Origin of the sequence: Larkinella insperata, assembly GCF_026248825.1 — a bacterium.
GTDB lineage: Bacteria > Bacteroidota > Bacteroidia > Cytophagales > Spirosomataceae > Larkinella > Larkinella insperata.
This window is the reverse complement of the sequence record NZ_CP110973.1, coordinates 923828-936358: the sequence shown is the minus strand read 5'-3', so window position 1 is coordinate 936358 and position 12531 is coordinate 923828. Positions and strand designations below refer to the sequence as shown.

Sequence of the window (12531 nt, the reverse complement as noted above, 5' to 3'; positions counted from 1 at the left end):
GTTATTTTAGCAGCAGATCCAATAGTTTATCGCGCATTTCGCCCACTTTACGGACGTACGGCCCGTCGGTCAGCGTACCCAGGTTGGTACCCAGAAAGACGTAGATATTTTTCTCGGGAAAATAATAGAGCGCACACCCCGCACCCAGACCTGCTCCGCCATGGCCATAAGCGACCTGATTAGCTAAATGACTGTAGTACAGGCCCATACCATAATTGGGCCTCCCGTCCTTATTGTTGATCCAGGTGGTCATGGCAACCAGGCTTTTTTGGGACAGCAACTGGCCGGAAAAGAGCCCTTGCAGAAATTTGATGTAGTCCAGCGGGGAGGCCGTTATCCCGTCGTCGCCCATCAGTGAATTAACGTTAGCCTGCTGCATTTGAGAAACGTTTTCCAGCCTGCCGTCGCCAAACCGGTCGAAATAGCTGTTGACGAGATTTGGTTGCTGCTGCATGTTGTCGTAGAACGTTTGGCGCAGGTTCAGCGGGGTCAGGATGCTTTCCTGAATCAACTGGTCGTAATTGCCGTGAACGTGGTTGGCAATCTGCGCCAGCAGCAGGTAATTGGTGTCAGAGTACTCGAAATAAAGGCCGGGCTTGAACCGCAACGGCGCTTTCCGGATGTACGACAGGTAAGCTTCGGCGGTAAACGTCCGCAGGGGATGTTGTAGCAAAACCGTCACGTAATCGTTGTCGAGCGAGTAACCCGGAATGCCCGATGTGTGGTTGAGCAGCATCCGAACCGTTATCGTGGCCGCATCGGTAATGTAGTCGGTGAGGTGAGCGGGCAGGTACTTCGTAATGGGTGCATCCAGTTCCAGTTTACCGGCTTCCACCAGTTTCAGGATGCCAACGGCCGTGTAGGTTTTGGCAACGCTCTGGCCGTATTGCAAATGACAGATTTGCAGGGCGGTTTTATCTTCCAGCCGGGCGTAGCCAGCCGCCCCCGCCCAATAGCCCTCCTGCGGGGTGTAAACGGCCACCGCAAGCCCCGGAATGCCTTCGGCCGTGTACTGGTTTAATAGTTCCTGAATGGCCTGCGCTTTGGAATAATTAGAGTTAACGGGTGTCGATTCCAGACAGGAAACCGTTGGAACGGCGTAGTCGTTGGGTGTGCAGGAGAGGAGCCCCACCAACAGGGCCGTGATTAAAAAAGACTTCATGTAAAATGGGGTGGGTAAATTAGTGCGAAAGATGGATTCGGGAGCCGACCTGAATCAACTGGTTGGGCAGGAGGGGAACGTCGGGGTTGTAGCCCTGCAGCACAAAAAACTGATAGCTGACAAAAGGCTCAAACGTCGGTCTGGTCTTCAAACCCCGATAGCCCAGCGAAACGCCGACCGGCACCAACAGCATCCCTTTTCCGACCTGATTAGCCGGTTGCCATTCGCCGTTTCTGAACCGGAGCGTGGTATTCGGGTGAAAGGCAAGCTGGTAGCCCAGCCCCGCTTTGACTTCCGTATAGACCGGTCCGAACCGCGGGCGGTAAGCAGCCTGCGTATGGATAAACAGGCCGTTGCCCGCGTTGGCGTTTCGGAAAAAGCCGACCTGAACCTGCTGGAGCAGATTGCCCCGGCGGTTGTAAGCAACCTCGGTACCCAGGCTGATGCCGATATTGGAGAAGGTGCTTTTGAGGTCCCGAAACGGCATGGAAACCGACTGAAACTGCAGGCTGACCACAAGCGGCCAGTCGCGTTTCGGGCGTTCGGCTGACGAGCCGGGTTGGGCCGTAACCGGCAGCAGGCTCGTCAAGAGGTAGAGAAGGAGGTTGAATAAAAACGATTTGATCATGGTGCGGTAATTTTTGGCTCTGCAAAATACCGTCGCCGAAACCGCCTGATTATCGTCGGGAAGACCGTTTTTCGGTGAAGTGTAGCAAAAATTACCGTGAAGTGTTGCCGGAATTAGTCGGCGGTAAACCATTTTTTAAACGCCGGAGCCTTGGTGCGGCTGACCTGAATGGCCTGCGGAAAGCCGGGTGTGGATTTTAGTCGGACATTGAGTTTACCGTTCTCGATCCGGTCGAAACCCGCCAGCGTTTGACGGTGGAGAATAAACTGGCGGTTGAGTCGAAAAAACCATTCAGACGGAAGTTCTTCTTCCAGTTTATCCAGCGACTGATCGATCACGTAGCGTTTCTGCTGACTGGTCAGGAGCATCGTGTAGGCATCGTCGACATAAAACCCGGCAATTTCGTCGAAAGGAACCGCAACGTTCTGTTTGCCCGAACGGACCCTGAAGCCCTCCTGCCGGATGCGGAGGGCTTCGAGTTTCGTCAGGTCGGCCAGCTGAAACTGGTGGTAAAAATGGGCGCCGATGTAAATACCGTTGACGGCCAGAATCCAGATAAAGAAAATAAAAATGTCGTGCGTGTAAAACGTGCGCGGAACGGGTTTGTCGGTCGCCAGAAAGTTGATGATTTCCGTCGAAACCGCGATCACCAGCACCCCGGCAACCGATGTGAGCAGGCACTGCAAGACGATGCGCCGGGCAAACCTTTGCTGGTAGGGAAACCGTTCATCGAGCCGTTGAATGAGCAGCCGGATGATCAGCCAGGCCGCATAGCCCTGAAGCGTGTCGATCAGAAATGTCGCCGGAAGCCGCCAGCCCGACGGGATGTTGGTGTACGTGAGGTAATAATTGAGGACGTTGATGAGCGGAATCAGGACCAGAAACAGCGGTACGTCGCGAAACCGGTCGGGGCGGGCAGGTTGGGCGGCTACATCAGCCATACTGATTGCTAAAAAAAAGCGGGCCGAAGCCCGCTGTTGTTATGCACTGTGTAAAAATTCCATCACGTCGCCGTCTTCCACGACGTATTCCTTGCCTTCGACCGACAGCTTCCCGGCTTCCCGGACGGCGGCCTGCGATTTGTACTGCACAAAATCCGGAATTTTAATAACCTGCGCCCGGATGAAATGCTTCTCAAAATCGGAGTGAATCACACCCGCAGCCTGCGGAGCTTTCCAGCCGCGCTGAATCGTCCAGGCCCGAACTTCCTTGACCCCCGCCGTGAAGTAGGTGATCAGGTTCAGCAGGCGGTATGACGCTTTGATGAGCCGGTCCAGACCGGATTCCTGCAAACCGTATTCCTCCAGAAACAGCTGGCGTTCTTCGGGATCTTCTATTTCGGCAATCTGAGCCTCAATGGCGGCACAAACCACAACCACTTCCGCGCCCTCCGCTTTGGCCATTTCTTTCAGTCGATCGGAATACTGGTTGCCGTCGGGCAGCGATTTTTCGTCAACGTTGGCTACGTAAATAACCGGTTTGATGGTCAGCAACTGAAGTTCACCAACGGCGGCCTGACTTTCTTCGGGCGTCGCATCCACGGCGCGGGCGTTCTGGCCGGCTTCCAGCGCTTTCTTGTATTTCAGCAGCGTTTCCAGCTCGGCCTTGGCTTTGGCATCGCCACTGGCGCGGGCGGCTTTCTCGGTGCGCTGAACTTTACGGTCCACCGACTCGAGGTCTTTCAGTTGCAGCTCGGCGTCGATGATTTCCTTATCAAACAGCGGATCAACGCGTCCTTCGACGTGAACAATGTTATCGTCTTCGAAGCAGCGAATCACGTGGACGATGGCGTCAACCTCCCGGATGTTGGCCAGAAACTTGTTGCCCAGGCCCTGTCCCTGGCTGGCCCCTTTCACCAGCCCGGCGATGTCGACAAACTCGATGATGGTGGGCACCACCTTCTGGGGGTTCACCAGGCTTTCCAGCGTATTCAGCCGCTCGTCGGGAACCGTCACAACACCGACGTTGGGATCTATGGTACAGAACGGGTAGTTAGCAGCTTCGGCTTTTCCGCTCGAAATGGCATTAAACAGCGTGGACTTCCCGACGTTAGGCAGCCCAACAATACCGCATTGTAAACTCATGAATTTCTAATTTTGACCGGGTCGCCGGTACGATGGGTGAATGAGTGAATGAGCGGATGGGTGAATAGGTTCGCCACAAAAGTGTGATCGTTGGTTCTATTCACTCATTCTATCATTCACTCATCCACAATTATTCCGCAAAGTTCGGACATTCAGGGGCGAAAAACAAAAAAGCCTCCGGGCATCAGAGGCAAATTACGAGTGAAGCTTTGCGCGAATCAGTCCCACTTGAGATCACTACCACCAACGTCTTCCAGTTCATCCTTAGCACTATACTGAGAAAAGTCGAAGTCGGGCATCAATTCCGTTTTAATGTACTGGATGGTATCGTGTAGGGCGTCGGAAAACTTGTCGAAGTCTTCTTTATAGAGAAACATTTTGTGCTTCTCATAAATGAAACCGTCACCCTGCGGATGCCGACGGCTTTCGGTGATTGTCAGATAGTAGTCGTTAGCGCGGGTGGACTTAACGTCAAAAAAATACGTACGTTTTCCGGCCCTTACGCGCTTGGAAAAGATTTTTTCTTTCTCTTTTTCTTCCACAATCTCTGGTGGTTTGGGTGATTTAAACGCTAAAATAGTCGGATTAGTATAACTAGCAAAAACTTTGCCTCAAATTAATTTTCATAGCGTACGGCCTAATCGGTACGATTTTGGTATAAGACTCCGTGAAACAGGGAAAACATATTGCTTCTTAAGGAGTTACTGTTATCTTTGTAAATAAGGAATGATCGTATTCCAGGAAGAGGTGGGGCGTATGTGTCTGACGCTCAGCCTCTTTTTGTTTTCCACCAAACCCCAAACTGTATGAGTATCATCGTAACGATCATGCTGCTTTTTACCAGCATGAAAATGAAACCGACGGAGGCTCATTCGAGTCTCATACAGAAAGGAAAGGCTTCTTTCTACGCAAAACGCTTACATGGGAAAAAAACCACCAGCGGAGAACGCCACCAAAGTGATCAACTCACGGCAGCTCACCCTTCTCTTCCCATGAATACCCTGGTCGAAGTGACCAATTTACAAAACAATCAGTCCGTTGTCGTTCGCATCAACGACCGGGGCCCCCACCGCAAAGGCCGTATCATTGATCTGACCTACCGAGCGGCTAAAACCATTGGAATGGTCAGCTCGGGCATTGCCAACGTGGCCGTCCGGGTAGTGGGGCAGAGACGGGCGATGAGTATTCCGGCGGCCGTTGCACTCGCTCCGACGGAACCTGAAGTAGTAGTACCCGCTGGCAACATTTAGAGCGCGGAATACGTTTTCGTATCGCGGCTGGATCTCGGAAACATTTTGTAAGTTGCACCGGACGCCTTTCAGACACAAGGCCGATTGTTGTTCCGGTTACGAACCAACAAAATGCATCCGTTGGAAGACCCGGCCGCGATATTTATTTTTAGACTATGGCAGCGCAAATAGATTTACTCAAAGTCCGGGAGTACGGTAATGTTGAGTTTCTGGCCCGGCAGTTGGTGGAAGGCTTTATTACCGGTTTGCATAAGTCTCCGTTTCACGGCTTTTCGGTCGAATTTGCCGAACACCGGCTCTATAATACCGGCGAAAGTACCCGCTACATCGACTGGAAGGTGTACGCCAAAACCGAGCGTTTGTTTGTCAAACGGTTTGAGGAAGAAACTAACCTGCGTTGCCACCTGCTGCTCGATACGTCGTCGACGATGTATTACCCCGAACCGGGCTACGGCAAGATCACGTTCAGCATTCTGGCGGCTGCCTGCATTGCGTATTTATTGCAGCGCCAGAAAGATGCTGTCAGCCTGACCACTTTTGCGGAGAATATTGATCTGCAAACGCAGACCAAATCGACACCTTCGCACGTCCATAAAATTTTTCAGCAGCTCAGTAATTTGCTGCAACAGCCCGCTCCCCAGCGGAAAACGTCAGCCGCCGAGGTCATTCACCAGCTGGCCGAGAAGATCAACAAGCGTTCCCTGGTGGTGATCTTCAGCGATATGTTTGAAAACGTCTCCGAGGTGGATCACCTGTTTTCGGCCCTGCAGCACCTGCGCCACAACCTTCACGAAGTGCTGATCTTCCACGTGACGGACAAAAAAACCGAAGAGGATTTTGCGTTCGACGAGCGCCCTTATGAATTTATCGACCTGGAAACGGGCGAGAAAGTGAAGGTCCAGCCGAATCAGGTGCGCGACAACTACCAGCAGGCCGTCAAGAGTTTTTACCACGAACTAAAACTGCGTTGCGGCCAATACCGGATTGATTTCATTGAAGCCGACATCGCCAAGGGCTTCGACCAAATCCTGACGAGCTACCTCGTTAAACGGACCAAGATGAAGTAATCCCCCTCAACAGGTATTTGGCTACTTTTCATAAAACGAGTTGTTTTGCCTGTCAGCTCTTATCGGCCCTCGCGGACCCAAGTACGCCTATCTGCTGTGTTTTGCCGCCGGGTTGATGCCGTACGCAAAAATTCAGGGTATTCCGCTGGCGGCCACCCTGGCGCTTTTTGCGTTTATTGAACTTTACAAACGGTCCTTACTCCGGCCAATGCTGACTTGCGTGGCCGCGGGACTGCTGGGAACGGTTTTCGTTGGTATTGATCTGTACTGTACGAATCTCTTCACGGATTTCTACTACGCCTACACCCGCTTCAATCTGGGCTATAGTTCTCTATTCAGAGAACTTAGGTGGGACATCCCCGTCCGTCTACTGCTGGAAGCGGACAAACGGTCCGATGTGTTCAACCTGTTCTTTTTTCTGGGTTTTACCTTGTTCGCAGTCTTCGGTTTGGGCATCCGGCTTTTGAGGGTGAGGAGGTGGAACCGGCCGGTTCTGTATGCTCTGATTCTGCTGGTTGTAGCCTGGTTTTCGATCATCCGGTCGGGGCAATCTTTCCACCATTACTTATTTCTCTTTTCTGCCCCTCTGTTCTGGGGACTCGGTATTGTTATCGGGGAAACCGCGTCCGGTACGGCATCCCGGCCTTGGGCAGTCACCGTGGTGTTTCTTTACACCGTCTTTTTTGGCTTAGCGCTCTTTTCCAGAAACAAAGGAATTGAGTGTGCTCACGCTTTTCAAAAACCGGCGGATCCCCTAGTCTCTGCGATTCAGTCACTCGCCCGGCCCAGCGACCGGGTTAGCATCTGGGGACACGGAGATCTGGCCCGGTTGCATTGTTACACGGGTTTGCTGCCCGGCACGCGCGATGTATTCGCATCCCGTCAGATCAATCCGTCCGGCCTGCAACCGTATTTTCTGGACGTTACCGGAGCGATTTACACCAGAATCCGCCCCGGTTTCTGGTTGAAGATACCGGCTATGAACCGTATCAGCTACGGCTCCACGCGCTGGATGCGTCGCTGCTGGTGGGCTATCAACTGCATTCGGTGTATAACCAGGCCAAGCAGTACGTCCGAAAAAACGACAGGAAAGATTGTGCGTCCTTCCTGTCAGAAAAATAGATAAGATGGGTAGTTATTCACCTTTCACACTTGCCTTAGCGTCTTTGATCGGGGCGGCTTTTTTCTGCTTTTGCTGATAGAGGAAATTAAAGTAACCTTCCAGATCTTCGACCGGCAGGCGCCGGGCCAGGATTTTTTTGTCTTTGTCGAGCACATAAACCGTCGGCGTCGAGTACACGTCGTATTTCTTCTTGTAATCGACGGGGGCGCTGGGACCAAACACGTTCAGTAGGTTTTGCAGCTTAAACTCGTGGATAAACTTCTTCCACTGAGCCTCCGTCTTGCCGATGGCCACCGCGTAAATCTGCACTCCTTTCGCTTTGTTCTGGTCGAAGAATTTCTTGAGCGCCGGGGCCGACTCGCGGCAGTGCCCGCACTCGGGATCGTAGAAAAAAGTAACGGTATATTTCGCCTTCACCTCGTGCAGGGGCCGCCAGCGTCCGAGCGTATCCTGCAGGCTTACATTAGGCAGAACTTTTCCGGCCAGCAGCGGCTTTAAAATAGCCACCCGTTCGCGCATGCTGGTGAGCGTCGAGGTATCACTCAGCGGCATTACGCCGGTCAGCCAGTATTTCTCGGCCATGTGGATAAACAGCCCGTCGGTGTTCAAGACTTTTTTCTGCTCCTCATACTGGTTGGTGACGTACCAGATTGTATACCGCAGGATTTCTTTATTGGCTTTGGCTTTGTTAACCAGATAATCAGCCGCCGGAATGAGCGAATCAACGGTCTGCACCGTCAGCTCTTTGATGTAGCGGTCAATTTTATTTTGCAGAAATGGCGTTCGGAGCAGCCGCTCGTCCGAGAAATCAAAACCGTCCCAGTAGTGATTGCGGTAATAATTAAACACCCAGTTGGAATCCGGACGACCGTTGGCGAGCTTGGGCGCTTCCGGTATTTCGGGTTCTTCGGCGGCTTTGAACAGTTTGACGGTTAGTGTATTGGCGTTTTTTGCCAGAAAGTCTTTGCGGTACGCTTCTACTTCTTTCTTGAGAGCCGCCAGCTGCGCGGCCGAACCGCCCTGTTTTTGCAAAGCACCGATTTCTCCGTACTTTTTGCTCATGAATTTCTGGTAGCCGTAAAAGATCTCGTTTTCCCGTGAGCCGGTTACTTTCATCGACTCAATGGTGTTGAGGGTATCGGCTTCAATCGAAAACCGTTGCTCGCCAACCACCAGTTGCAGCACCGGCTTGGCATTGACGACAATCATGTACAGACCACCCGGCAGTTCTTTGGGGCCGTCGAACACCAGACGGCCTTCGGCATCGGCCGTAGCCGTGTCCAGGGGGGTAAACTGCGTGGCGCCGTAGAAATGGGCCAGGTAAGCGGTTTTGTTGGCCAGTCCTTTGATGTGAGCCGTTACCAGATGGCCTCCGGGCGATTGGGCCAGCAGGAGGGAGGTCGAAAGCAACAGCAGAAGAGCCGTAAAACTGAATCGTCGATTCATGAATAAAGCGGTTGGTTGACCGGAGTTGGACATACAAAGTTACTACTTATAACGATTGGGGCGGTGGCCTTCGCATACACGATGTTTTACTTTCTTTCAAAAACGCTTACGTTCCTGTTCATGCCCGTGGGGCTGCTGACCATTGCCCTCTTGTTTGCCGTTATTTCCAAAAACCGTGCCCACCAGCGCAAAGCCCTGATTGCGGCCCTGATACTCCTGATGGTTGCGGGTAATGGATTTATTACCAATGAATTAATGATCTGGTGGGAAGTGCCGCCTGCGGTGTTGCCCGCGTCCACCCGGCCACGGGTGGGCGTTGTCCTGACGGGCGGGCTGGCCAATGTGAACCCCCGCGTCCGGCCAGCCATTCACCTGGGCAACCAGGGCGACCGCGTGGCTCAGGCGTTGCTGCTCTACAAGTCCGGTCAGATTCAGAAAATCCTGATTAGTGGCGGTATTGGCGGCATCATCCGGCGGGATGTGGGCGACGAAGGGCAGCTTTCGCGGCAATTTCTGTTGACTGCGGGCGTTCCGGCGCGGGACATCATCCTCGAAAACCGTTCGCGAAACACGTACGAAAATGCCCGGTTCTCGGCTCCGATTCTCCAACGCACCTTTAAAGGCTACGAGTACGTGCTGATCACCTCCGCCTGGCACATGCGCCGGGCCATCGGGTGTTTCGAAAAACAACGGCTCGCGGTAACGCCTTACCCGGCGGCCTTCATCAGCGGACAGCGCGAATTTGCCCCCAACCATCTCCTGTTTCCTTCCGAACAGTCTCTTTTCGATTTATACTGGCTGGTTCACGAAGTGGTCGGGTACACAACGTACCGGATTGTGGGCTATATCTGAGCCATAACTGTCCTAAAGTGTACGCCCACCCGTCCGATCCCGGACATTTTACAAAATGTCTTTTTGTGTAATACGTTGATAATTAGGCATTTGTATTGAGTGGTATGTTCTTTGTAACCGGATAGGCAGGTGCGTGCAACTTCTGTATCGGCTGCTGCATCTTTTGAAAAACAGAAAACGCAATACTGTATGAAACGTTCATCTTTCCTATTAACCGCTCTCGGCGCCCTTTCCTTAACCGTCACTAGCTTCGCTCAGGATCGGAACGAAACGCCCTACGATACCAAAAACTTCTCCGGGAATCTCAATACGGCACGGGTTGAAACGTCCGGCGGGAGCATTTCCGTGGAAGGCAGCCAGTCCAGTGGTGTCAAAGTTGAGATGTATGTGCGGGGCAATAACTGGCCGAACAATAAACTTTCTAAAGAAGAAATTGAAGAACGGCTGAAAGAATACGACATCAAGCTGGGGGTTGAAAATAATACCGTCGTTGCCACGGCCAAGCGTAAGAAGAACAGCGATTGGGACTGGAAACGGTCGCTTAACATTGCCTTTAAAATTTACAGCCCCAAAAACTTCGCTACCGACCTGCACACCAGCGGGGGCAGCATCCGCATCAGCAACCTGATTGGGAGCCAGAATTTTGCCACCAGCGGGGGCAGCCTGCACGTAACCAGCGTTGAAGGATTGATCAAAGGCCGCACGTCGGGCGGCAGCATTCACGTTGAGCGGTGCCGGAAAGACATCGACCTGGCAACCAGTGGCGGTTCCATTCACGCGGAAGATTCCGACGGAAACCTGGATTTGCGGACCTCGGGCGGCAGCGTCCACCTGGCTAACCTGAGCGGCCGGATCAACGCCCGCACCAGTGGTGGCAGCGTCAAGGCCGACGGTGTGAAGGGGGAACTGATGGCCGGAACTTCCGGTGGTTCGGTTCGGTTGTCGGGCATCTCCGGCAGCGTCGAAGCCAGCACGAGCGGAGGTGGCATGGACGTTGAAATCACGAAACTGGGTGAGTACGTCCGTTTGTCGGGTGGTCCGGGCAGCGTCAACGTCAGAATGCCGCTCGATCAGGGCATCGACCTCGATCTGTCGGGCAACCGGGTGGATATTCCCCTGAGCAAATTCGACGGTACCGTTGAAAAAGACCGTGTACGGGGTCGGCTGAACGGGGGCGGTGTTCCGGTTCGCATTACGGCGGGCAGCGGCAGCGTATACGTCAACCGGTAAGAGTGAAGAGTTAAGCATGATGAGTGAAGAGTTAGCTGACGCATTAGCAACTCTTCACTCATCATGCTTAACTTTTGATTATCGAAGTAAACCAGTCTCTGAGTCCCAGTTCCAGGATTAACTGCTTTTCGAACGGGTCTTCCAGGAGTTGGAGGGATTGTTCGCGGAACGACTTTAACGGCTTATTTTTAAGCCAGTTTTTCAGCAGGGTTAGCACAAACTGCTCCGTGCGGTACCCCAGTTTTTCACTCTTCAGTTTTCGCTCGATCGACCGGAGCTCGTAGTGCACGTAATCGCGGTTGTTCAGCGCTACGTGAATCAGCAGATGCATCAACCGGCAACTGATGTATAGGATGCGGCTCAGTGAACGGGTTGGCTGGTTCAGAACATGGTTGATGTACGACAGGGCCTGCGAGTAATTGCCCAGATTGTAGTAAATACGGGCAATCGTCAGCCAGAGCTGCACCTGAATTTGTAGGGAAAGTTTAGGAAAGTCGCGGCTGATGGCTTCGCCTTGCTCGTGGAGCATACGCAGGGCTTGTTGCGCTTGACTGAGGTTAACCGCGCTGTGCAGCCGGTGTTCCAACACCTGATACCGGGCCGTCAGCGCCAGACTCTCCGAAGGGGTGGAGACGCACTGCAAGCGCTCTAGAAAGTAATTCATTTTATCGTATTGCTCGGTGGCGCGCAGGGTCTGCAAAATACCGTTCAACAGGTGGAGGTAGTAAACGGGCCGGTCGGCCCAGAGCTGAACGTGTGACTGAAACAGGTTGTCCAACTCGTACAAAACCCGCAAACTTCCCTCCGGATCGTCCGTCATCAGAAAATAGGCCGACTGAAAATGCAGGTGCAGTTGCTGCGATGCAAACGATTCCAGGCGCTGGCTGTTGAGCACCTGGTGTTCTTCCAGCAGCAGGTCATTCAGCCGGACACTTTCCTGCAAACTCCGCACAACCCCGGTTTTCCAATACCGTAGGAGCAACACTTCATACAGCGCGGCATGTTGCTGAACCGTCAGTTCATGCTCGAGCAGTTCCCGGATTCTCTCCTGTTTTTCAACGAGTTTGGATTCATTCCACCCCACAAACTGCTGCGGAATAATGAATTGCAATTCCTGCCGGGCCGCCAGAACATAAAACAGAAATTTTTCGTGTTCCAGCGCCAGCGCTTTCGCTTTTTCGAGCTGTTCAAAACTGGCGCTGATCAGGCCACGGTTAAACAGAATCTGGCTGTCCTGAATCAGATTCATGAGCTTTTCGTCGATGGATTTATCGGACTCAAACTGCCGGAGACTTTTCATCAGTACCCGGTAGAGGTGTTTGCGGGCGGGTTCCAGCGCCGTAGCTGGAAAAAGGCTTTTCAATTCCTGTTTGAGTTCTTCCGTAAACAACTCATGACGTTCCAGGCAATCAAACAAGCGAAGATACGCTTTGTCGCCCTGCTGCACGGAAGCCAGTAGCCGGAAATACCGTTTTTCGGATTTGGTCAATGATTGGATCAGCGGGTGCAGGACTTCAATGGGAATCATAGGATTAGCTAACTTGACGCACAAATAAGGCTTTCTACTGTCTTTGTACTGGTTTTAAGGAATTTTCTGAATAATTGGCTTTAGCTAAAACTACAAAAAGTTGGAGCGATAATATAATTTATTCCAGATATTTTTGACCTGTCACAATAGCAATTCCGATC

General features: G+C 52.5%; 12 protein-coding genes. 5 read left to right on the top strand and 7 right to left on the bottom strand.

The window, feature by feature from the left end; all coding sequences use genetic code 11:
- Position 1: 1 nt before the first annotated feature.
- The 5 genes from OQ371_RS03680 to OQ371_RS03660 all read right to left on the bottom strand — a co-directional run bounded on the left by OQ371_RS03680 (position 2) and on the right by OQ371_RS03660 (position 4416).
- Positions 2–1162 (bottom strand): serine hydrolase domain-containing protein, encoded by a 1161-nt coding sequence (locus tag OQ371_RS03680; protein WP_265992433.1) that lies wholly within the window; start codon positions 1160–1162, stop codon positions 2–4.
- Between the two features lie 19 nt (positions 1163–1181).
- Positions 1182–1790 (bottom strand): hypothetical protein, encoded by a 609-nt coding sequence (locus OQ371_RS03675; RefSeq protein WP_265992432.1) that lies wholly within the window; start codon positions 1788–1790, stop codon positions 1182–1184.
- 113 nt (positions 1791–1903) lie between these two features.
- Entirely contained in the window at positions 1904–2731 is an 828-nt protein-coding gene (locus tag OQ371_RS03670; protein WP_265992431.1) for a LytR/AlgR family response regulator transcription factor, read from the bottom strand.
- A 39-nt stretch (positions 2732–2770) separates the two neighbouring features.
- Entirely contained in the window at positions 2771–3874 is a 1104-nt protein-coding gene (ychF, locus tag OQ371_RS03665; protein WP_265992430.1) for a redox-regulated ATPase YchF, read from the bottom strand.
- 218 nt (positions 3875–4092) lie between these two features.
- Complete coding sequence (locus OQ371_RS03660; protein ID WP_265992429.1) at positions 4093–4416, bottom strand: DUF3276 family protein; 324 nt, start codon at positions 4414–4416, stop codon at positions 4093–4095.
- Between the two features lie 264 nt (positions 4417–4680).
- On the opposite strand from OQ371_RS03660, the gene OQ371_RS03655 reads away from it, so the two are divergent.
- The 3 genes from OQ371_RS03655 to OQ371_RS03645 all read left to right on the top strand — a co-directional run bounded on the left by OQ371_RS03655 (position 4681) and on the right by OQ371_RS03645 (position 7317).
- Positions 4681–5124, top strand: coding sequence for a septal ring lytic transglycosylase RlpA family protein (locus OQ371_RS03655; protein WP_265992428.1), 444 nt, complete (start codon positions 4681–4683; stop codon positions 5122–5124).
- Positions 5125–5279: 155 nt separating this feature from the next.
- Positions 5280–6191, top strand: a complete 912-nt coding sequence (locus OQ371_RS03650) for a DUF58 domain-containing protein (protein ID WP_265992427.1) — start codon at positions 5280–5282, stop codon at positions 6189–6191.
- Between the two features lie 115 nt (positions 6192–6306).
- Positions 6307–7317 (top strand): hypothetical protein, encoded by a 1011-nt coding sequence (locus tag OQ371_RS03645; RefSeq protein ID WP_265992426.1) that lies wholly within the window; start codon positions 6307–6309, stop codon positions 7315–7317.
- 9 nt (positions 7318–7326) lie between these two features.
- Here OQ371_RS03645 and OQ371_RS03640 read toward each other — a convergent pair whose 3' ends face one another.
- Positions 7327–8760 carry a TlpA family protein disulfide reductase gene (locus tag OQ371_RS03640; protein ID WP_265992425.1) on the bottom strand — a complete coding sequence of 478 codons (1434 nt, stop codon included), beginning with the start codon at positions 8758–8760 and terminating at the stop codon, positions 7327–7329.
- Between the two features lie 81 nt (positions 8761–8841).
- Between OQ371_RS03640 and OQ371_RS03635 the strand changes: the two genes are divergently transcribed.
- Positions 8842–9612 (top strand): YdcF family protein, encoded by a 771-nt coding sequence (locus OQ371_RS03635; protein WP_265992424.1) that lies wholly within the window; start codon positions 8842–8844, stop codon positions 9610–9612.
- 189 nt (positions 9613–9801) lie between these two features.
- Positions 9802–10842 (top strand): DUF4097 family beta strand repeat-containing protein, encoded by a 1041-nt coding sequence (locus tag OQ371_RS03630; RefSeq protein WP_265992423.1) that lies wholly within the window; start codon positions 9802–9804, stop codon positions 10840–10842.
- A 67-nt stretch (positions 10843–10909) separates the two neighbouring features.
- Here the strand turns inward: OQ371_RS03630 and OQ371_RS03625 are convergent, their stop codons facing one another.
- Positions 10910–12370, bottom strand: a complete 1461-nt coding sequence (locus OQ371_RS03625; protein WP_265992422.1) for a hypothetical protein — start codon at positions 12368–12370, stop codon at positions 10910–10912.
- Between the last annotated feature and the right edge of the window lie 161 nt (positions 12371–12531).